Here is a 21,499-nt window from a genome sequence, read left to right as displayed (position 1 = left end):
GTCTTTTGAATGCCGCGTAAGCGGCATGGAGGCGCCAGCTGATGCTGCATGCATCTGTGGAGACAAATGGCGCCGAAAGCCCGGCGTAGCCGGTTACGGGTTCATAAATTCTGCCTGTCTTCCCCCTGCCCTGGTTAGCCTTAACCCGCTATCAGCAATGAAGAACTTTTAACCCCGGTGAGCGGGCTTTACGGCGTTTACGACGTAAAGGGCGTGATTTCCGGGGCCTTGGCGGCGGCAGCTTGCTGCTGACGCTTAGGGGGATGTTCTTCAGTTATTTCAGCGACACCAGGGGACTTAACACGGTAGCTTGTATCTAACAGTTTGTGGTGATTAGCTGCTACCACTGAAGCAGAGTGTGCCGCCCCCTTCCCCTAAAGTCAGAAAAGTCTGCACCGCTGAATCTTGATTTGCAGCACTTGGCCCTCCTCTTCACCTTTCACGCCAGCACATCAGGTTGAACGGTTACAGGGAGACTGGGTTCTCCTGCTGAAGTGGCTTCAGCAATAGCCTTTCTTTTATCATCAGACGCGAGTTTTACTGGCGTAATACTGCCTGTTGATGGTGGAGGAAGCCAGGGAGGACGTTAGAAACGTTAAGGAACTCTGTGGAAATAGACAGCGCCTATCCAGGCGCTGGGATTTGATATTGTCGCAGTTAATAAGATATTTTTAACCTGTCAAACCCAATAAATACACTGATGCATTTAAGCGAGATATATGAGTTTAAAGCCGCGTAAAATCGTTTTAATTCCCGGGTTTATGTTAAATGAAATGCTGTGGCATGAATTTGAAACATACCTGCCGTCAAACTGTAGTGTTCATCATGCATCTGTAACTGAAGGACGAACCATTCATGATGTAGTGCAGCATCTGATTACTTTTCTACCTGAGAAGTTTTCTTTGATAGGTTTTTCGATGGGAGGGTATATTGCCCGACAACTGGCAGCAGAATTCCCTGAACGTGTAGAGTCCTTAGTGCTTATTGCCAGTTCCTTACGGGAAGATACGCCGCTGGAGGCTGAAGCAAAGCGTAAAAGCGTGCAGTCATTGTCCCCCACAACGTTTAAGGGGCTGAGCAGCCATGCTATTGCCCGGTCACTCCACCCTCTCAACACATCAAATCAGGATATGATTTCAGCTATCCAGAAAATGGGATGCTCTCTGGGATTTGAAGCCTTCATCACGCAATCATCCTTATCCAGGCAAGGTATACCTTCAGCAACGATATGTTGTCCAACACTGGTTATCGCCAGTGAAAATGATGCAATCCGTTCTATGAAGGAGGCAGAAGAGTTGGTCGAAGCCATACCTTATGCGTCGTTAAGAATCATTCGGGATTGCGGCCATATGATTCCGCTTGAACAGCCCAGGGCGTTGGCAAGAACTATTGTTGAATGGCTCCTGGCTACGTAAATTATTGGGTTTTTATCCAACAATTATCCTGACATCCTTCATCAGAATAAGGTCTTCTCCTGGCACATAGCTGCCACAAGAAGTGCCCGTGAGGGGGAACTTTGAGCGGGCGTTGACTCTTATAAGTATAAATTTGAGTAACTTTATGAATAACCATAGCGAAATTATTAGAAAAAATTAACCAAGTGGTTTGTAAGGGACATGACTTGTTGTTATTCCCCCTCCCAAAAAAATTCTTGCGTGCGTATGAATTATGAAACTGTTTTCGACAGAACGTACCGATGTGCATTTACTGGTTAGTGAATACGCAAAAAATCTACAGCTTTACTTAGTGAATAATAGAGCTCATCTGGCGCCATTCGAAACTTTACGCGATGATGACTATTTTTCATTGGATAATATACAAAAACGAATAATCAACTCGCTGAATGATTATCGGGAAAATAGAAGTCTGCTTCTTGTAGTTACTCTAAAAGATGAGGAGCATATTATCGGTAGTATAAACTTTACAAACTTTGTTTTTGGCGTTTTTCAAGCATGCTACCTTGGATTTTCATTAGATCATGCTAGCCGAGAAACGCTCAGGCACATCGGTCCGGAGCCGACCGAGGATGTCGAAAATCGGCCCCCCTCAGTTGAGAGCGAAGCTTTACATGTCCGCCCTGTGCGGAAAAATCTATAATAAGCGAATGCGTAATATGCGAGCACTGTTTCAAAAGGATGGGGGCATTGTGTCTACCTTGTTGCTTATTTACCTGATGTTGCACTTGAATTAGGAAATCTGTTAGGCGGTGATATTACGAATGTGGCGTTAATCGTGTTGTGCAGATCGTACGCTGTCCGGCGTCGTCCCTGTCCAGTTTCGGAATGCACGGTAGAATGAATTTGGCTCATCGAAGCCAAGCAAGAATGCAATTTCCCCAGCAGGCAACTTAGTTTTCTCCAGGTAGTGACGTGCGAGCGCTTCTCGGGTCTCGTTCAGGATCTGCAAATAGCTGGTACCTTCAGCCCCGATTCGACGTTGAAGCGTTCGCTTTGACAAGGCAAGTTTCGCGGCGACCGCTTCCATCGAGATCTGCCCTCCAGGCAGACCTTCGAGTAGGACTGCCTGAACTCGCCTGGAGATCGTAATCAGGGGATCAAGATGTGCCAGGCTCTGGCGCAACTCTGGCTCGAATGCTTCCCACAACGGCTCATTTGACGTGACAAACGGTCGCGTTGCTTCGTCGATCGAAAATGTTAGTTGATGCTTCTCGCCTTTTTTCAGGCGCGTTCCGAGATAGTCCTCGTATGGCTTCAAGAGCACGGGTAGCACTGTGGTTGTAACTGCCGTTGGTTGCACCTGTTCACGTGTGCCTAACCGCGCAAGCGACACGCAGAAGAGTAGTTCTGTAAGAACCAGGGATACCGGAGGTGTGAGAGGGCCATCAGGCCACTTGAATTCGACCGTTACGGTACCATGCCCTTCTTTGACTTCAAGTCGTATAGGCGCAATAAGCGTCTTATAACGCGCGATGCGTTTAGCGGCCAGGAGCAGATTTGGACTACACAAACCTGCGAAAAGGGGAGGCGAAAAGGCGTCACTTCGAATTGTCTCGCACACCCGGATGGGAAGCAGGGCATCACCTAGCGCCATCTCAAGGCTGTCCCAAAGACGATAGTACTCTAGCGGAGAAAGCCGCACCGACGATCGCTGAAGCAGATCCTCGTCCAGACCTGCGCGACGCAGCACATCAGTGGGTGGGATACCGAGATCCTTGAACAAGACGCGCCATGTCGTGTCGAGTGCATAGCTATGGGTGTGCATGATCTCTGCCTCAGTAAACCTTTAGTTGTGAATGTAGCGATCCATCATTTTACAGGTCCGTTTCGCAGTAATGGCGCACCGCTATCACCCTCCTGGTCCCAGGTGCTCATGAGTGATCCTTCCGGCATCATCCGGGAATGAAGCGCCTAAAACTGCACCATTTCGTCAAATACCCAAAATCTTATTGATGGTTTTGTTCAGCGGAGTGCGAGTCTGTCCTGAACTCCGTGTAACCTCGGTTGCTATAATTTCCGCGTTGATCGAGTTGACGCGGGCTTGCCAGAATTGTTGAAATACCAGGAGCATTTGGAATATCGCCAGCGAATGTCTGATTATATCCCGTCTCCCATGTATCTTCTTAGTCGGTCAACCCAAACTTAGCTTTGATGCCAGCAAAAAAGGCGTCGTCGTCCGTCGCTCGCCGTCCACGAAGGAGTTGCACGGCATCTGGCCCAGCCTCGTACCGCAGCTGGTCGGTTCCGTCAATCGTCGCGCTATAGATGACCTCGGCGATATCTTCGGGCGCGGAGCCTTCAGCAATCATCGGACCCATTGCCTTGAAGAGCTTCTGGACGAGGGGCTGATATTCGACAAGGCCAGGGTCATTACTGAAATCAAAGGAACGGCCAGCAAAGTCGGTCTTGATACCACCGGGTTCGATAATCTTGACTCGAACCCCGAATGCTCCGACCTCATAGTGCAGCGCCTCGGAAAGCCCCTCCACTGCGAACTTTGTACCGTGATAGAGCGTCCCAAGTGGAAAAGCCAACTGGCCTCCTACTGAGGAAACGTTGACGATCACACCGCTACGGTTTGCGCGGAAATGAGGTAATACTGCCTGCGTCGTAGCCAGAAGGCCGAGGACATTCACTTCGAACTGACTGCGGATTTTGTAATGCGGAGTTGACTCAAGCGGACCATATGCGCCATAGCCCGCGTTATTCACAAGCGCATCGATGCGCCCGAATTTAGCCAGCCCAGCTTCAACGGCTGCATGGATAGATTCGGTATCCTGGACGTCAAGGTGCGCGACAAAAGTCCTGTCGAGCCTGGTTAGCTCCGTTTCTTTGTCTGGCGCGCGCATAGTCGCGATTACGTTCCAGCCTCTTGCCTGAAACAGTTTTGCGGTGGCACGACCAAGGCCGCTTGAAGTACCAGTGATGAGGATGGTTTGGGTCATGTTGATTCTCCTTTTTGATTCCACGACTATAGAAGGGCTCAGAAGCTACCGCACTAGCAGTGCATGCCATCTTAATATCCGAAAGCGCCAATCGTAGTTTGCCAGTTGTCGGACTGAGTTTTGCGTACAGAGAGCCCGGCTACGGTTACGCTCGCACTCTTGATCCCGATCTTCAGTTCATCATTTTCAAAGAATCAAAGTTACCCTGACGGCAGACAGAGGCCGCACTTATATTTAATCTGAACTAAAAAGCAGAAGATGTTATGACGTGTGATGCTTGCGGCGGTTTCTGTATACGCGCCAGCGCATAGGAGGAAGCGGCCCCGGAGATCAACACAGCGATGTGAGGATGAAAAATAATGCCGGCTTTAGCCGTAATAACCCCTGATTGATATACCATGCTATCAATAATGTCCGCTCCTGGCACAGAGCAGACATTAACACCTACAGCATCGGGAAGCTTCTGAATGCCACATCAGCGGCATGGAGGCGCCAGACAAGGTTACATATGTCTGTAGAGTCAAATGGCGCCGAAAGCCCGGCGTAGCTGGTTACGGGTTCATAAACTCTGCCTGTCTTCCCCCTGCCCTGGTTAGCCTTAACCCGCTATCAGCAATGAAGAACTTTTAACCCCGGTGAGCGGGCTTTACGGCGTTTACGACGTAAAGGGCGTGATTTCCGGGGCCTTGGCGGCGGCAGCTTGCTGCTGACGCTTAGGGGGATGTTCTTCAGTTATTTCAGCGACACCAGGGGACTTAACACGGTAGCTGAAAAGCCCAGCGCCGGATATCCTGCCGCGCGGCCAGCGAGAGCCGGCGGCAGGTGCGCATCATCAATCATCCGTCAGTACAATGCGTCCTATGACCCGGTACTTTTGCGTATCAAAGAGGTAAAACCAGACCGCGATGGCGGCGCCAAAGCAGAAGCAGGCCAACACGATCCACGGAATGGCATGATAAAAGGAGGAGCTGGCGGCAGCGCCGGCGGCAAACGCCATATTTTTGAATAACAGATAGACGATATAGATCATCCCCATCCCCCCAAGCAACGGCGCAACGCCCGTTTTAAACCAGTGTCCTTTGCCAATATTTTCTTTATTGCCGTGGAAGTAAACTATCACCGCAAAGGCGCAAAGCGCCTGGACAATCATAATGCCCATCGTACCCAACAGCGCCAGCAGGGTGTAAATATCCGCGTAAGGATCTTTCCCGGCGATAAAGAACAGCAACACAATCAGCGTGGCGATAACGGTCTGCACCGTAGAAGCAATATGGGGCGAGCCATGGCGTGAGTGTGAACGACCCAACGTACGCCCGGCAAACGGAAACAGATTTTCCCGCCCGAGCGCATAGAGATAGCGCGCCGCGCAGTTATGAAACGCCATCCCGCAGGCAAAAGAGCCAGTGATCACCAGCAGCTTAAACACCCCGACCGCCCACTCCCCCAGATACTGGCGTGCCGGACCGTAGAAAATCTCTCCTGCGCGGTTAGGATCCTGCGCAAGGGCAATAGCCCGCTCCGGTCCCGTTCCGGCAATCGCCATCCACGAAATGAACACGTAGAACACGCCGATACCAATCACGCCCAGCAGAGTGGCCAGGGGAATGATCTTTTTCGGGTTCTTCGACTCTTCACCGTACATTGCCGATGACTCAAAGCCCACCCATGACCAGAAGGCGAAGAATAAACCAATTCCGGCACTGGCGCCGACCACCCCTTTCGCCGGGGTAAAGGCGTTCAGCGGGTTGATCGACTCGGGGACAAAACCCTGTGGCCCTCCGCCATGGATCAGCACCGCCACCGCGACGGCGGTGAGGATCAAAATTTCCAGTACCAGGCACAGGCCGAGCACCCTGGAAGTGAGCGAAATATCGAAATAGCTCAGCACTCCGGTGGTCATTAGCATGGCGAAGGCGAAGATGAGCCAGGGGATATGTACGCTGAAGACCGTATTGATTAAATCCTCGCAGAAAAAGGCGAAGATCCCCACCAGCGCGGCCTCAAAGACAATGTAGGTCATGGTCACCGTCACTCCTGACGCCATGCCAACGATCCGCCCCAGGCCGTGTGAAATGAAGCCATAAAATGCGCCGGTAGCGGTAATGTACCTGGCCATCTGCGCATAGCCGATGGCAAACAGGGCAAGGATAAGGGTGGCGACCATAAACCCCGCGGGCGCATACTGGCCATTACCACTGCCCACCGCGATCGGCACATTGCCCAGCATCGCAGTGATCGGCGCCGCCGTGGCGATAGTCATAAACAGCACCCCGCCAAGGCCTACCGCATTTGGCCGCAGCCGCTGTACAACATGTTTCTCCGCCGCTGGCGCGGGATTGGCAAGAATTTCATTGCTCATGATGAACGCTCCGTTCAGTTCAGGCACGAGGCGGATTCAGGCAGGATCTGCCCACCGTCAACAATTAGCGACTGGCCGGTGATGTAGCCAGCCTGACGGGAGGCGAAGAACAGCGCTGCCGCGGCAATATCTTCCACCGTTCCAAGGCGTTTGAGCGGCACGGCGCTCGCCATCCCGGCGATATAGTCCTCGCCCATATCCCTCAACCCTTCCGTGATGATATTCCCCGGCAGGACGGCATTGACGGTAATGTTGTCGCCGGCCAGTTCTAACGCCGCGCTACGCATAAAACCCAGCTGGGCCGCTTTGCTGGCGGCATAGTGAGCCCAGCCCGGATAACCCGTTACCGGGCCGGTAATCGAAGAGGTGAGGATGATGCGACCATACTCTGCCCGTTTCAGCCATGGCAGCGCCGCCTGGACAGTTAAAAAAGTCCCTTTACTGTTGATCGCCTGCACCTCATCCCACTGCTGTTCGCTCATCTCTGCCAGCGGCGCCGAAGGAAAAATCCCCGCGTTGCAGCAGACAATATCCAGCCCCCCACACTGCTGTGCGGCTTCTGCCACACAGGCTTTTACCTCTTCGGCATGACTGACGTTGCAGGTCAGGCCGCGTAGCGTTAGTCCCTGCTCCGCCGCCTGGCCGATCGCGCTATCGATACGCGATGGTGTCCGGGCGGTAATGGTCACCTTCGCTCCGGCGCGGGCAAAGCCGAGTGCAATGCCAAGACCGATCCCACTACTCCCGCCGGTCACCAGCACATGTTTGTTCATAAAATCTGACATCATTTTTCCCCGTCTGTGAAAGTTTTGCGATCCCATCCATATGGCCTGGCCGTGCAGCGATCTCCGTCGCTGGCAGGAAAAGAATAATCACGTAAATGTTGAATGTTCAACATTTTAATGTGAGATTTCAGCATAAAAATAATGCGCTATGATTGGGCACAGAACTGGTGCAAACAACTAATTAATTTATCCATATATATCAATAAATTAAAAAGGATAAGCTCGCGTTTTTTACGCCTGAATGAGAAAAACACACATTATACGTTCTGTTATGGTGCAACCGACTGAACCCAGCCAACAAAATCACACTAAATACATGTTATTAAAGTAATTAACAAACAAAAACCATGATTGGAGCGCAAATGGAAACAAAAAAAACCTCACACATCTTGCAAATCCCGCAACCACAACATAAAAATGTGTTAAGCGTGTCATTTCAAATTGAGGACAGCATGTTTAACGACGAGTATTTAACAACACTTACCCTGAAGCTGCGGCCGCTCCTGCCCCGCTGGGGGCTCAGCGAAGGCGCAGAGATTGGCCTGCTGACGGTTTCAGAAAATGCCACGTTTCTGGTCAGCGATAAGGCGACGCAGAGAAAGATCGTGCTGCGAGTGCATCGCCCAAACTACAGCTCAGCGGTGGAGATCCATTCTGAGCTGATGTGGCTAAACGCCCTGCATGCCCGGGGAGGTATCAACATCGCCGTACCGCTTGTACTGGATGATGGGAGCTGTATCGCCAGCCTCATCGACGGCGAAACGATCACCCACGTCGTGGGATTCACCTTTGTTGCGGGCAGCGAACCGGATACCGGTAGCCATCTCACCGGCTGGTACCATGCCCTGGGAAGGGTTGCGGGAGAACTGCACAGGCACAGCGAAGGCTGGGTAAAACCCGAGGGGTTTCATCGCAAGGTGTGGAACACCGAGACGATTATCGGACGTCATGCCTGGTGGGGGGACTGGCGGAAAATGACGCAACTGAGCGCCGACGATATTACGCTGCTGGAGGCGGTGGAGGCCACAGTGGTCGCCAGACTGGAAGCGTACGGGCAGGACGCCGACCGCTATGGGCTGGTGCACTGCGACATGCGGCTGGCCAACCTGCTGGTGAATGAGAATTCGCTGACGGTGATTGATTTTGACGACTGCGGCATCTGCTGGTTTGGCTGGGATTTTGCCACCGCCGTCAGTTTCATTGAAGACGACCCGGCCCTTGCGGACTACCGCGCTGCGTGGCTTGCGGGTTACCGTAGCGTCCGCCCCTTCAGCCAGCAGGACGAAGTGATGCTTCCGGTGCTGGTGATGCTGCGCCGTTTACAGCTGACGGCCTGGCTGGCCAGCCATAGCGAGACAGCCACCGCCCGTCGCTACAGCCCGCAGTGGGGCGCCATCACCGTACGCCTGGCCCAGGCGTTTCTCCTCCAGGCGTCACCGCTTAGCGCTACCGTTAACTGCAAGGAACCTGCTGATGAACAATAAAACCCCCATTCTTCAACTGAACCGTTTTGACGCGCTGACCGGCGTGGCCGACGAAAACCTGAGCAGACAGATTGCCCGTCGCCACGCCACCCAGGGGACCAGTTCGGTGCTGTTTTATCCACAACCGATCGTCATGGCGTCGGCCTCCGGAGCCTGGATGGAAGACTCCGCCGGCAACCGTTATCTGGATATGTATAACAACGTGCCGGGCGTGGGGCATTGTCATCCGCATATCACCCAGGCGATGGTGCGCCAGGCCGGGTTACTGAACACCAACACCCGCTATCTGTTCCCGGTACTGGAGCAGTACGCGGACAGCCTGCTGGCGACTTTCCCCGCCGGGCTGTCGAATGTGATATTCACCTGCACCGGCAGCGAGAGCAACGACATCGCCCTGCGGATGGCCCGCTTTATCAGTGGTCGACAGGGGATCATCGTCACCGAAAGTGCCTATCACGGCAATACAACGGCGGTGATGGAGGTCTCTCCCTCCGGGCACAAAGAGGCCCTCCTGCCCCCGTGGGTGCATACCATTCCCGCCCCTGACCTGCGCAGGCTGACCGCGGGCCAGACGCTGTCTGACCTCTTCGCCGCCGACGTTGAGCGCGCCATGGACGCGCTGGAGGCGCGGGGCTTCGGCTGCGCGGCGCTACTGGTGGATACCATTTTTTCCAGCGATGGCGTTTTCGCCGATCCGCCAGGATTTCTGGCCCAGGCGGTCGCCCGCGTACAGGCGCGGGGCGGACTGTTTATCGCCGATGAGGTCCAGCCGGGCTTTGGTCGGACAGGCTCTCATTTCTGGGGCTTCCAGCGTCACAGTGTGCAACCGGATATCGTCACGCTCGGCAAGCCAATGGGGAACGGTTTTCCCATGGCCGCGGTCATCACGCGCCCGGCTATTCTGCAGGCGTTCAGCGAAAAGACCGAGTACTTCAACACCTTTGGCGGTAACCCGGTGGCTGCCGCCGTGGGCCTCGCGGTACTGGAGGTGATTGAGCAGGAGGCCCTGATGACCAACGCCCAGCGCAACGGGGACTATCTGCGTGCCGGACTGCGCCAGCTGGCCCAGGATTTCCCGGCCATCGCCGACATTCGCGGCGCCGGACTGTTCAACGCCATCGAGTTTGCCCGGCCAGACAGCGGAGAGCCGGATCCGCAGCTGACGAGTCGCGTTATCTATCACTTGAAGCTTGAGGGCGTGCTGATTGGCGCGGCCGGTCGCTTTGGCAACAGCCTGAAGATCCGTCCACCGCTGTGCTTCAGTCGCGATGATGCAGATTTCTTCCTCGAACGGCTGGCGAAAGTAATGGGCCACCTGAACGCATAGTCTAACCGGGAGGGCAAACATCCAGTTTGTTTGCCCTCGGCGTGCAGGTATATTAACGGCATCAGCGACTTCAGGGAGAGTAACCAGCGTTCATGTCGAAGAGAAAAGAAGACCGTCAGCAACAGATCCTGCGCGAACTGGCTGAGACCCCGACCCTGCGGATTGGGGATATGGCGCGCACCCACGGTGTCTCTACCGAAACCATCCGTCGCGATCTTGACGAACTTACCCGCCGGGGCGTTCTGAACCGAACTTACGGCGGTGCGGTGCGGGCCATGAACAGTGAACCGACGGTCACGGAGCGCCATCAGCTGTTTACCGAAGAGCGCGAGCGCATCGCCCGGGATGCCGTCCATTGTATGCGCGACGGCAAAATATTTATGATCGGCTCCGGCGCCACCACGGTACATGTTGCCCGCCGGATGGCCAGCGAGCTGCGGGATATTACGGTCATCACCCACGCCTTCGGCGTCGCAACGGTGCTGTCAATGAATCCAACCATCCGGGTGATCGTCGCTCCCGGAGAGTACTGCGCGACCGAAGGGGCAATGACCGGTGCGCAGACGCTACAGTTCCTCAGCCAGTTCACGGCGGACTATACGCTCCTGGGGGCCAGCGGTATCGCCGCCGATGGACCAAGCGAGGCGTTAATCGACAGCGGAACGGTTTACCGGGCGATGATCCAGCGCGCCGCGAAGAGCATTGTCGTCGCCGACCATTCGAAGTTCGGCCTCACCTACCCCTACCACTACGCGGGCTGGTCGGGCATTAGCCGTTTAATTACTGACCAGCCCCTGCCCGACCATCTCGCTACCTTACTCGGCCGGGAAAAGGTGGTCGTGGCGCGTGGTCATGCCGCTCCTGAACAGCAGTGACCCGCGCCGGTACGTTTACCCTTTGGCGAAATTGGCCTGGATCCGCTGCTGCAGATAATCCTCGGCGCTGATGGGCGGATACTTCCTCTGCGGCCCAAGGATCTCGATATCTTTATTGGCCTGGCAGAAAAACGCCAGGCTGTAGCGCGGCCCCTGATATTCGTGGGGCTGCGGGTTTCTCACCCGGTGGAAGTTAGACGGCAGCTGGTCGTCGCTCCAGCGCATCAGCATATCGCCGATATTGCAGGTGATGACCTCTTCCCTAGGCTCAATGCTGGTCCACTGCTGGCTTTCGCGGTCCTTGCCAGGGCAGACCTGCAGGCCGCCCTGACCGGGGCGCTGGAACAGCAGCGTCAGGCAGTCAAAATCGGTATGCGCGCCGGCCCGCCACATCCCCTGCTGCGACTGCTCGGTTGCATAGTAGTGCAGCATGCGCAAGGTGCTCTGATAGGTGTCACGCTGCGGATCGTGCGCGGTGGTAAAAAACGATTCCGGAAAACCGAGCTTTAAAGCAAAGCAGGAGAGGATCTTCATCCCCAGCTGCCAGCACTGCGATTCAAATCCGAGCATCGTCTGTCGGAAGCCTGGCAGCTCCCGATCGCTGGGCCAGCGCCCGTCCATCAGCGGACGGGTTATCTGATATGACTCTTTTTGATCCGGCGTGCGGGTCGATGGCCGGACCTGCGCCTTGCTCTCCCAGCCGGCGTTGCCGGCCAGCGGATACTGGCGCTTCACCTCGTCGGGCAGCTCGAAAAACGCCTCGGTCGTGCTGAACGCCTGGCGGATCGCCGCCAGCGGAATACCGTGGTGGCTGACCTGGAAGAAACCGATCTCCACCGCCGCCTCCCACAGTTGTTCGGCAATGTCATTTTTTCTTTCGGCAAAGTTAGACAGGTCGATACAGCGCACTTCGCGGGCGAAGGTCTCTTCGCCCTGGGCGCCCATCAGCGCCTCTTTTTCCAGTTCCTGTAAGGCATAGCGTTGATTTTGGGTGGTTGCGTTCATCGTCATTATCCTGTGATCAGTTAAACAGCGGCGCGCTGTTGGAGGGTACGGACTGCCGCCAGCGCGTCGTGGCGCATCGCGTCAAGGTCGAGACCGGGAATGGCGTCATCTTCCACGATGGGCCGGCCATTCAGCAGCAGCGCCTTCAGCGCGGCGCGGCCGCCGCAGGCCACCGGGCCAATCGCCATATCATGCAGGCCGAAGTAGCGCGGATCGTCCAGCCGGTAAATGGCGAGGTCCGCCTGCATCCCGACCTGCAGGGTGCCGCTCTGCGCTAAGCCAAGGATCTGCGCCCCGCCGGCGCTGCCCCAGCGCACCACATCCTCCACCGTGGCCGCATCGGCTCCGCCCTCGAAGGTGCCTCCGGCGTAGCGCGGCTGCGCCAGCATCCCTTTGCGCGCGCGCTGCAGCAGCCATGCGGCATGGGCTTCGCTTTGCATATCCGCCGCTTCATTGGAGGCAGCGCCGTCCACCCCCAGCGAGACCGGGACCCCGGCCTGCTCCAGCGCCAGCAGATCGGCGATGCCGCTGCCCAGCCGGCCATTGCTTTGCGGACAATGAGCAATGCCGGTACCGGTGCGGCCCAGCAGGGCAATCTCCTCCGGCAGAAGCTTCACCAGATGGGCAAACCACACGTCATTTCCCAGCCAGTCGTGCTCCGCGCAGAACTGCACCGGCGTCATGGCGAATTTCTGCCGCGCGGCGTCAAGATAATCGACGGTTTCCGATAAATGGCTGTGCAGCCGGATCCCCAGCTGGCGGGCCAGCTTCGCCATCTCCCGCAGCTGGGCGCCCGGCGCGGAGTGCAGGACGGTAGTGGGCGCCATCACCACCCGGCGCAGCGAGTCGGGCCGCGGGTCGTGATAGCGGCTGACCAGCCGTTCAATATCCGCCATATAGCCGTCGAAGGTTTCCGGACGCAGCGCCACCGGCAGATCCTGCTCCACCGCCCGGCCCTGGGTCGCCCCACCCCGGCACAGAACGATGCGCATCCCCAGCGCTTCCCCTTCGCTGAAGAGAATCTCCGACGTATCGAAAGGCATATCCGGCCAGTACAGGTAGTTGTGATCCGCCACGCTGGCGCAGCCCGAGCGCAGGAGCTCCACCAGACCAATGCGCACCGCCAGACGAAAGGTATGTTCATCGAAAGCCGCGCGAAAGCGGTACGGCGTGGCGCTCAGCCAGGCCGTCAGGCTCTGGTTCAGCCCCTGCGGCTCGCCCTTCAGCAGCGACTGAAAAAGATGATGGTGCGTATTCACCCATGCCGGATAGATCACGCAGTCGCGGGCGTCGATCAGTCGCTCTTCCGGCAGCGGCGTCAGGCTGCCGATGGCCGCAATCTTGCCGTCGCGGATGCGAATATCCGGCCCGGCCAGCCGCGCCGCCTCTCCGGACAGACCGCTGAGGATGGCATGGGCATTTTTAATGATGAATGACATGGCGTCGCTCCTCAGGGTTTTACCTGCATGGTCTGGACAAAGTCGGTGGTATAGGCCTGTTTCCAGTCGGTGGCCGCCGCCAGCAGACCGGCGCTGACCATAAAATCACGCGTCTTTTGCCAGCGGGCGTCGGTCATCGTCCCCCAGCCCTGGCTGGCGGCATCCCCGCCGTCGATCAGATGATGCTCACGGATCTGGGTCACGCCCCAGGCGAGCAGATCGTCGGTCATTTTCGGGTTGTCCTGCTTAATCAACGCATTTCCCGGCGCCGGATCCTTGAGATAGCTCACCCAACCCTCCATTGAGGCGCGGACAAACTTCGCCATCGCCGCTTTACGCTCAGCGATGGTATCCGGGCGGGCGATGAGAATGCCGCCATAGGGAGGGTAACCATGCTCAGAAAAGAGGAAGAAGTTCGCCTTCACCCCGGCCTTCTGCACCTGGAACACCTCGGAGCTGACATAGGCCTGCTGGGCGACAGCGTCGTCGACGACAAAGGGTTGAATATTGAAGGTATAGGGGCGAACCTGAGCGTCGCTCAGCTGGTATTGCGCCTTCAGCCACGGCCACCATGTCGCCTGACCGGAGCTGGAGACCAGAATGGTTTTGTCTTTCAGCCCCTGCAGGGAGCTGACATCGGCGTGGGTCAGCAGTCCCTGGGGATCGTACTGAAAGGGCGCGGCAATGGCTTTCGCCTGGAAGCCGCGCTGAATGCCTTCCAGCAGCTGCAGATCGTAACCGATGATCACATCGGCCCGCTTCGACAACAGCAACTGCATGCCGTTGACCTGCGGTCCGCCGGAGCGGATCTCGACGTCGAGACCATATTTTTTGTACAGCCCAGTGGCCTGAGCCTGATAATAACCCCCCTGCTCCGCCTGAGCGTACCAGGAGGTCAGCAGAACGATTTTTTCCTCGGCCTGAACGGCCAGCGAGACACCGCCGAGGGCCATCAGGCCCAGCCAGCGTAAGCCCCGGGGAAGGCGTGCGCCTGTTTTCATTATCCCTCTCCTCTTTACGCCGGGAGGGGGAGCGAGCGAATGTGGCTCAGCCTCCCATCCCGGTCAACATTGAACCGCGACATGGTGACTGAGCAATGTCCCGTATGGATAACCCGTACTGACCGCTTCTACTCACACTCAGATATACAAAAACAATGCCAGATTTGATGGCCCGCGAGCGGCCGCGAAAAATCGCCTGCGCCGCCGCCCTTGGGCATGCAACCTTTGATTCATGCACACAATAAATGCACCACTTTGGTGCGTTGATGAATGATTTTAGTGCCTGTCCGGTCTCTCACAGCTGGCTGAAGAGCATCTCCAGCTGGTTCAGCATCATCGAGGCGGCAAGGGAAAGCTGGCGGGCGGGCGAGACGCACAGCGCCAGGGTGAAAGGCTTAAGCTGCGGATCGGTTAGCGGCACAAACGCCAGCTGGCCGGACTCGATCTCATCGAGAATATCCAGCCGGCACAGGATGCCGATGCCCATCTGCTCTTTGATCAGGGTGCGGATCATGTGGATGTTATTCGATACCGCCACCTCCTTCACCTCGTTGCCGCTGATGTTCACCAGCGCCTCCACCGGTTCGCTGATCATCAACGGGGCGGATGGCAGGATAAACGGGTAGTCGATGCACTGGCTAAAGCGCACAGCGCTGCGGCTGGCCAGCGGATGGCCGGTCGGCACTACGATCCCCATATTCATTTCGGCAAACGCCCGCACCTGCAGTTCGCGGGAGGTCTGCGGATTGAGCATGATGCCGAAATCCGCCTCGCCGGAGATCAGCGCCTGCTGGATGTGGATATTGTTGATGGTGGTCAATGTAAAAGAGATGTTGGGATAATGTTTGTGCACCTCTTTAAGCATCGTCGAAAAGAAATGCCGGTTAATGGCATCGATAGTGGCGATGCGCACATGCCCCCGCCGCAGTCCGCGCAGGTCATCCAGCTGCTCGCAGACCCGGGTAAAGTCCTTTTTCCAGTTATTGGCCGCGTGCAGCAGCAGCTCCCCGGCGGCGGTCAGCCGCAGCCCGGTGGGATGGCGCTCGAAGAGCGGCATCGCCAGCTCCTGTTCCACGCGCAAAATCTGACGGTCAATAGAAGACGCAGACACATGCAGCGCCTCTGACGCTTTACGAAACGACCCCTGACGGGCCACTTCGGTGAAATAGAGCAGAAATCGGGAGAAGGCAAACATCGTTTGGGTGCTCTCTTTTTTGCAACGGGTTGTGCGAATCAAAGCTCTGGACGCAACAGTTTTATCACAATACCGTAGCATTCATAGCGGAGAAACGATCGTTTCATCCATTTTTGCACGCCGGACAGTCACCGCGAAGGAGCGGGTATCCCTTCGCTGCCCCTGGCCGCCCTGCAGACAGCGGATTGAGGGAGAGAAAACGGTAATGCACAGCCACGATCTTATTTCGGTCTCGGTGGGGGAAATACGCCCCAACGGCGAGGGAAATCTATCTTTAATATTGCAGGCGGCGGCCGGGGAAATATTACCGGCCTACTCCGCCGGGGCGCATATCGATATTATTATTCCCGGCGTTGGCCCACGGCAATATTCCCTGTGCGGCATGCCTGACCGCGGTAATCATTATGAAGTTTGCGTCCGGCTGACGGATGCGTCCACCGGCGGCTCACGCTATTTGCACCAGCAGCTCAACGCCGGCGATCGGCTCTCCATTTCGTCGCCGCGCAACCATTTTCCCCTGCCGGAGGCCGGGCGCTACCTGCTGTTTGCCGGCGGAATCGGCATCACGCCTTTGCTGGCGATGGCCGAAGCGATTGCCGCCAGAAAAGGGGCGCTGGAGCTGCATTATTATGTCGCCAGCTCGCGCCAGACGGCCTTCACATCGCGCCTGGCCCAGCTGGCCGCGAGCGGCACGGTGGCGATCCACTGCAGCGAGGAAGGCGCGTCGTTTCGCCAGCGGATCCCCGAATGCTTAACCACGCCCCACCCTGATACCGCAGTGGTGGCCTGCGGCCCGGAGGGCTTTATTCAGCGACTGCGGTCAGTCATGGAGGAATATCGCTGGTCGCCGTCGCAATTCGTATTCGAGCGCTTTACTCCCGCGGCGGAAAATAATATCGCGGCGAACAACGCATTTTATATTGAGCTGGCCTCCAGCGGGCAGCGTCTGCAGGTCGCCGCGGATCAAACCATTGCTCAGGTATTACAGCACGCCGGGGTGGAGGTGATGCTCTCCTGCGAACAGGGAATGTGCGGATCGTGTATTACCGGGGTTCTCGACGGGCTCCCCGAGCACCGGGACAGCGTGCTGACGACGGAAGAGAAAGCCGGCAACGACCAAATCACGCTCTGCTGTTCGCGGGCGAAATCGCCGGGTCTGGTTTTGGATCTGTGAGGAGACTGACGATGACGTTCCCCTCCTCTTGCGCGCCGCTCGCCGGCATCAGCCGCGCCCGACTTCCGGCCTGGGCGCTGCCCGACGGCTGGCCGACGCAGGCCAACGATGAACCGCGGCTGGCGGACCTGGCCTTTCGCGATGGACGGATCGCCGCCGTGACGCCCTCCGTCGAGCCGGCTCCCGGCCTGTGGGACCTGGCGGGGACCCTGACGCTCCCCGGCCTGGTGGAACCCCATGCCCATCTGGACAAAACCTTTACCCTTGAACGCTGCCGTCCGGCGCAGGCCGGGCTGCTGGCGGCGATCCACGCCATGCACGAGGATCGCCGACACTGGACCAGGGCGGATATTCAACGTCGGGCGTCCGCCGCGCTGGCCCGGGCGGCAGCAAATGGCGTGACCCATTTACGCAGCCATATCGACTGGTTTACCGCCGACGCGCCGGACGCCTGGCAGGAGATCGCCCGTCTCGATACCGGCGGCATCACCCTGGAACGGGTGGCGCTGGTCCCGCTGCCCCTGTTTCGCGATCCGGCGGACGCCGAGGCCATTGCCAGGACAGTCGCCAACAGCGGGGAGCGCTGCCTGCTGGGGGGCTTCATTCACTCCTCCAACTGGGACGTCGCCGCCATGGCAAACCTGCTGCGCAGCGCGGCCCGCTGGGAACTGGATCTGGATTTGCATATCGATGAGGAGCTCAGCGAGGTGTCTCAGGGGCTGACCTGGCTGGCAGATCATCTCTCCCGCCACCCATTCCCCGGGCATATCTGCTGCAGCCACGGCTGCGCGCTGGCCGCCGGCAGCGACGCGCAGGCGGCGCTGATCCTGCACCAGCTGGCGGCGCACGGCGTCACCCTTATCGCCCTGCCGATGACCAACCTGCTGCTGCAGGATGCGACGTTCGGCCGCACGCCGCGCCAGCGGGGGATCACCCTGCTGCACGAGGCGCAGGCCGCCGGCGTGGCCACCCTGCTTGGGTGCGACAACGTGCAGGACGCTTTTTGTCCGGCGGGAAGCTACGACCCGCTGGATACCCTGGCCTGCGGCCTGTTCAGCGCCCAGCTCAGCGACCCGTTCGACCGGCAGTCTCGGCTGATCTGCGATCGCGCGGCGCTGACCGGTTCGCCGGCAGACGCGGCCCCTTTTGCCGTCGGGGCGGCGGCCAGCGTGGTGATTTTCCCGGGTAGCGACCGTTTTACCTGGCCTTTAAACAGCGCCGCCCGTCTGGTGGTTAACCACGGCAGGTTAACCCACCGGCGAGTGTGGCAGGAGGAGATGGCACATGAGTCTTGAAGCAGGCGCGGGGGCGCCGCTGGCGCGGTATGCCGCCTGGCGCAGAGCCGGCGATTTTATTTTTCTCTCCGGCATTATTCCGGTCAATCCCCTGACCGGCACCATCGTCAACGGCTTTCAGGATGTGCCTGAGCCGGTGCGGGAGCTGCTGGGGGCGACCGGGGAATTTTCAACCGATGCGAAACAGGGGCCGATCCTCGCCCAGAGCTGGTACGTACTGGAAAGCATCCGCCGCACCGTGGCGTCCGCGGGGGGGCAGATGAGCGACGTTATCAAGCTGGTGCAGTACTTTCGCAACCTTGACCATTTTCCCTATTACAGCCGGGTCAGGAAGCTGTTTTATCCCGACCAGCCGCCCGTATCCACCGTGGTGCAGGTCAGCGAAATGCTGCCCGACGCCACGGTATTGATTGAAGTCGAAGCAACCGTCTGGTTACCCCAGCCAATTCACTCCGAGGCACCGCGATGATTAACGGTTACATTCCTGCAGCGCGCTTTCTCCCTTTTCTGAGCTGGACGGACGTGGCCGCCCTGCCGGATAAAAGCAATACGGTTATCGTCCTCCCCACCGGGGCGATCGAACAGCACGGCCCCCATCTGCCCTGCTCGGTGGACAGCGTGATCTCCTCCGGGGTGGCGGGCCATGCCCTCGCCCGGCTGCCGGCGGCGATCCCGGCCTACGCCATCCCGCCGATCGTCTACGGTAAGTCAGAGGAGCATCTGCATTTTCCCGGCACCCTGACCCTCAGCGGCGATACCCTCCTGCATACCCTGCTGGAGATCGCCGAATCCCTCTATCGGGCCGGTTTTCGCAAGCTGCTGATGATCAACGGCCACGGCGGCCAGCCGCAGATCCTGCAGATCGCCTGCCGGGAAATGCGCCTGCGCCACGGGGATTTCATCGCCATCCCGCACGACGTGTTCAACGTGCCCAACTGCGAAAAACAGTTCCTCAGCCCGCATGAACAGCGGATGGCAATGCACGCCGGGCATAGCGAAACGGCGCTGATGCTGGCGCTGGCGCCGGAGTGCGTTCATATGGAGCGGGCGGTCGCCAACTTCCCGCCGGAATTCCCCTGCCCGACCCTGTCGAAAGGCCGTCCGGCGGCGGCGTGGGCGTCCTATGACTTTGGCCCCAGCGGGGTGATTGGCGACCCAACCCCGGCGACGCGGGAGCAAGGCGAAGGGCTTCTCGACTCCCTCGCCGCCAGCTGGGCGCAGGCAATCATCGAGATCCACCGCATGGCCTGGGTCGAACGTCGCGAACCGACCTGGGGCAAACAGCACTGGCACGGCTTTGTGCAGTCCCTACCACCCTCTTTCGCTGCTGAATCCAAGGAGCCCTGATGAATACCAGATCAACGCCAGTTTTTACCCTGCTGACCGTGGCCGCCCTCGCGGCCTCAGCCTCCTGCGTCGCGGCGGAGAAGTTCACGTTTCTCACCAACTGGTATGCCCAGGCGGAGCATGGCGGTTTTTACCAGGCCCAGGCCACCGGGCTGTATAAGCACGCCGGTCTTGATGTCGAGATTAAAATGGGCGGCCCGCAGATCAACGTCATGCAGCTGATGGCGGCCGGCCAGGCGGACTGCACCCTTGGCGACAACGGCCAGGCGCTGGAGACCTGGCAGGCCGGGGTGCATGCGGTAACCGTCGCCACCGTGTTCCAGCACTCGCCGACGGTGTTTATCACTCATAACAAAGTGAGCAACCCGGCGGAGCTTAAAGACAAAACCTTCCTGCTCGCCACCGAGGCCTATACCTCATTCTGGCCGTGGGTGAAGAGCGAGCTGGGTCTGGCTGGCAGCAAAGTGCGCCCCTATACCTTTAACGTCCAGCCGTTCCTCGCCGATAAAAATCTGGTGCAGCAGGGCTACGTGACCTCCGAGCCGTTCTCCGTCGCCAAAGGCGGGCAGCCGTTCTATGTCTATCCGCTCAGCGACTGGGGCTACCCGCCCTACGGCAACTCGATTATCTGTATGGCGGACACCATCCGCAAACGTCCGGCGGCGGTGGCGGCCTTCGTCAAAGCCTCCATGGAAGGGTGGAAAAGCTACCTGCAGGATCCTGGCCCCGGCAACAGCCTGATCGGCAAAGCGAACCCGCAAATGAGCGCCGAGCAGATCGCCTTTGGCATTGCCCAGATGAAGCAGTACCAGCTGGTGACCGGCGGCGACGCCATGACCGGCGGCATCGGCATCATCACCGAGCCGCGGCTGAAGAAAACCTGGGACATGCTGGTGAAAAACAAACTGATTGATGCCAGCAAGGTGCCGTTTGAGCAGACATATACCCTGGAGATGGTCAAAGACGCCGGAGTGATGCCATGAATACCGCCCCGAAACTGACCGTGATGAGCGACACCCGCTTTATACCCGCCTCCGCCACGCCGGCCATCGAGGTACTGTCGGCGGAGAAGATCTATAGCAACGGCACCCGGGCGCTGCTGCCCGTCAATCTGACCATCAACCAGGGGGAGTTCATTACCCTGCTCGGCCCGTCCGGCTGCGGTAAGAGTACGCTGCTGAAGATGGTCGCCGGCCTGGTGGAGCCCAGCGACGGCAAGCTGATGCTGTGGCGGCGCGACAGCCGGGAAAAAGCCCAGCATCCGCTCTCGTTCGTCTTCCAGGAGGCCACTCTGATGCCCTGGAGCAGCGTGCGCAATAACGTCAGGCTGCCGCTGGATCTGGCCGGCGTGCCGCGCGCGGAGGGCAACACCCGGGTGAGTGAAGTCCTTGAGCTGGTGGGGCTCGGCAAGTTCGCCGACGTCCTGCCGCGCGAACTCTCCGGCGGCATGCAAATGCGCGTCTCCATCGCCCGCGGCCTGGTCACCAGGCCAAAGCTGCTGCTGATGGATGAGCCCTTCGGCGCGCTGGATGAAATTACGCGGAACAAGCTCGACAGCGATCTGCTGCGCCTGTGGCAGGAGCAGAATCTGACGGTGGTCTTCGTCACCCACTCGATCCACGAAGCGGTGTTTCTCTCGCAGCGGGTGATCATGATGGCGGCCCGTCCCGGACGGGTGGTGGAAGATATCGCCATCCGGGAGCCGTTCCCGCGCAGCGAGGCGTTCCGCGTCAGCCCGGCATTTTCCCTGTATGCCCGTCAGCTGCAGGACAGTCTGTTGCAGGCCAGCCAGTCCGGTATGGAGCCATAAT

General features: G+C 58.1%; 18 protein-coding genes and 2 pseudogenes. 12 read left to right on the top strand and 8 right to left on the bottom strand.

What is annotated here, in order from left to right:
* Positions 1–470: 470 nt before the first annotated feature.
* The 3 genes and pseudogenes from ABLV04_RS10675 to ABLV04_RS10665 form a co-directional block, all read left to right on the top strand.
* Positions 471–590 (top strand): annotated as a pseudogene (locus ABLV04_RS10675) (SDR family oxidoreductase); the annotation flags it as partial.
* 129 nt (positions 591–719) lie between these two features.
* Complete coding sequence (locus ABLV04_RS10670) at positions 720–1,415, top strand: alpha/beta hydrolase (protein WP_117136074.1); 696 nt, start codon at positions 720–722, stop codon at positions 1,413–1,415.
* Positions 1,416–1,975: 560 nt separating this feature from the next.
* Positions 1,976–2,116: pseudogene (locus ABLV04_RS10665) on the top strand (transposase); the annotation flags it as partial.
* A 110-nt stretch (positions 2,117–2,226) separates the two neighbouring features.
* Here ABLV04_RS10665 and ABLV04_RS10660 read toward each other — a convergent pair.
* The 4 genes from ABLV04_RS10660 to ABLV04_RS10645 form a co-directional block, all read right to left on the bottom strand.
* On the bottom strand, positions 2,227–3,222 hold the full coding sequence (locus ABLV04_RS10660; RefSeq protein WP_117136072.1) for an AraC family transcriptional regulator: 996 nt from the start codon (positions 3,220–3,222) through the stop codon (positions 2,227–2,229).
* Positions 3,223–3,580: 358 nt separating this feature from the next.
* Complete coding sequence (locus ABLV04_RS10655) at positions 3,581–4,402, bottom strand: SDR family oxidoreductase (protein WP_147733243.1); 822 nt, start codon at positions 4,400–4,402, stop codon at positions 3,581–3,583.
* An 832-nt stretch (positions 4,403–5,234) separates the two neighbouring features.
* Positions 5,235–6,761 carry an APC family permease gene (locus ABLV04_RS10650; protein WP_147733244.1) on the bottom strand — a complete coding sequence of 509 codons (1,527 nt, stop codon included), beginning with the start codon at positions 6,759–6,761 and terminating at the stop codon, positions 5,235–5,237.
* 14 nt (positions 6,762–6,775) lie between these two features.
* The gene (locus tag ABLV04_RS10645) at positions 6,776–7,546 is read right to left on the bottom strand and encodes an SDR family oxidoreductase (RefSeq protein WP_117128953.1); all 771 of its coding nucleotides are present in this window, start codon (positions 7,544–7,546) and stop codon (positions 6,776–6,778) included.
* A gap of 428 nt (positions 7,547–7,974) precedes the next feature.
* Here ABLV04_RS10645 and ABLV04_RS10640 point away from each other — a divergent pair, with 428 nt between their 5' ends.
* From ABLV04_RS10640 to ABLV04_RS10630, 3 genes are all read left to right on the top strand, one after another.
* On the top strand, positions 7,975–9,030 hold the full coding sequence (locus ABLV04_RS10640; protein WP_348815701.1) for a phosphotransferase: 1,056 nt from the start codon (positions 7,975–7,977) through the stop codon (positions 9,028–9,030).
* Positions 9,020–10,357, top strand: coding sequence for an aspartate aminotransferase family protein (locus ABLV04_RS10635; RefSeq protein WP_032453151.1), 1,338 nt, complete (start codon positions 9,020–9,022; stop codon positions 10,355–10,357). Before ABLV04_RS10640 ends, ABLV04_RS10635 begins: the two co-directional genes overlap by 11 nt.
* Before the next feature lie 92 nt (positions 10,358–10,449).
* Positions 10,450–11,232 carry a DeoR/GlpR family DNA-binding transcription regulator gene (locus ABLV04_RS10630; protein WP_147733245.1) on the top strand — a complete coding sequence of 261 codons (783 nt, stop codon included), beginning with the start codon at positions 10,450–10,452 and terminating at the stop codon, positions 11,230–11,232.
* A 15-nt stretch (positions 11,233–11,247) separates the two neighbouring features.
* On the opposite strand, the gene ABLV04_RS10625 is transcribed toward ABLV04_RS10630, so the two are convergent.
* From ABLV04_RS10625 to ABLV04_RS10610, 4 genes are all read right to left on the bottom strand, one after another.
* Positions 11,248–12,237, bottom strand: a complete 990-nt coding sequence (locus ABLV04_RS10625; protein ID WP_147733246.1) for a 2OG-Fe(II) oxygenase family protein — start codon at positions 12,235–12,237, stop codon at positions 11,248–11,250.
* Positions 12,238–12,257: 20 nt separating this feature from the next.
* Entirely contained in the window at positions 12,258–13,676 is a 1,419-nt protein-coding gene (locus ABLV04_RS10620) for an amidohydrolase family protein (RefSeq protein WP_023289989.1), read from the bottom strand.
* Positions 13,677–13,687: 11 nt separating this feature from the next.
* Positions 13,688–14,677 carry an ABC transporter substrate-binding protein gene (locus tag ABLV04_RS10615; RefSeq protein ID WP_048335915.1) on the bottom strand — a complete coding sequence of 330 codons (990 nt, stop codon included), beginning with the start codon at positions 14,675–14,677 and terminating at the stop codon, positions 13,688–13,690.
* A 295-nt stretch (positions 14,678–14,972) separates the two neighbouring features.
* Complete coding sequence (locus ABLV04_RS10610) at positions 14,973–15,872, bottom strand: LysR family transcriptional regulator (RefSeq protein ID WP_004202952.1); 900 nt, start codon at positions 15,870–15,872, stop codon at positions 14,973–14,975.
* 205 nt (positions 15,873–16,077) lie between these two features.
* Here ABLV04_RS10610 and ABLV04_RS10605 point away from each other — a divergent pair, with 205 nt between their 5' ends.
* Genes ABLV04_RS10605 through ABLV04_RS10580 form a run of 6 tightly spaced genes read left to right on the top strand, consistent with a single transcriptional unit; the run spans position 16,078 to position 21,498 of the window.
* Entirely contained in the window at positions 16,078–17,046 is a 969-nt protein-coding gene (locus ABLV04_RS10605; protein ID WP_147733247.1) for a PDR/VanB family oxidoreductase, read from the top strand.
* An 11-nt stretch (positions 17,047–17,057) separates the two neighbouring features.
* Positions 17,058–18,341, top strand: a complete 1,284-nt coding sequence (locus ABLV04_RS10600) for an amidohydrolase family protein (protein ID WP_348815697.1) — start codon at positions 17,058–17,060, stop codon at positions 18,339–18,341.
* Positions 18,331–18,810, top strand: coding sequence for a RidA family protein (locus tag ABLV04_RS10595; RefSeq protein WP_016161230.1), 480 nt, complete (start codon positions 18,331–18,333; stop codon positions 18,808–18,810). Before ABLV04_RS10600 ends, ABLV04_RS10595 begins: the two co-directional genes overlap by 11 nt.
* Complete coding sequence (locus ABLV04_RS10590) at positions 18,807–19,688, top strand: creatininase family protein (protein ID WP_032453162.1); 882 nt, start codon at positions 18,807–18,809, stop codon at positions 19,686–19,688. Before ABLV04_RS10595 ends, ABLV04_RS10590 begins: the two co-directional genes overlap by 4 nt.
* A complete protein-coding gene (locus tag ABLV04_RS10585; RefSeq protein ID WP_180265617.1) occupies positions 19,688–20,671 on the top strand; it encodes an ABC transporter substrate-binding protein in 984 nt (327 codons plus the stop codon). The genes ABLV04_RS10590 and ABLV04_RS10585 overlap by 1 nt, the downstream gene beginning before the upstream one ends.
* Positions 20,668–21,498 carry an ABC transporter ATP-binding protein gene (locus ABLV04_RS10580; RefSeq protein ID WP_023289995.1) on the top strand — a complete coding sequence of 277 codons (831 nt, stop codon included), beginning with the start codon at positions 20,668–20,670 and terminating at the stop codon, positions 21,496–21,498. The genes ABLV04_RS10585 and ABLV04_RS10580 overlap by 4 nt, the downstream gene beginning before the upstream one ends.
* Position 21,499: the final 1 nt, after the last annotated feature.

Origin of the sequence: Klebsiella sp. JN_Kp127 (assembly GCF_040062505.1) — a bacterium.
Taxonomy (GTDB): domain Bacteria; phylum Pseudomonadota; class Gammaproteobacteria; order Enterobacterales; family Enterobacteriaceae; genus Klebsiella; species Klebsiella quasipneumoniae.
The sequence above is the reverse complement of the archived record's forward strand: the minus strand, read 5'-3'. Positions and strand labels throughout refer to the sequence as shown.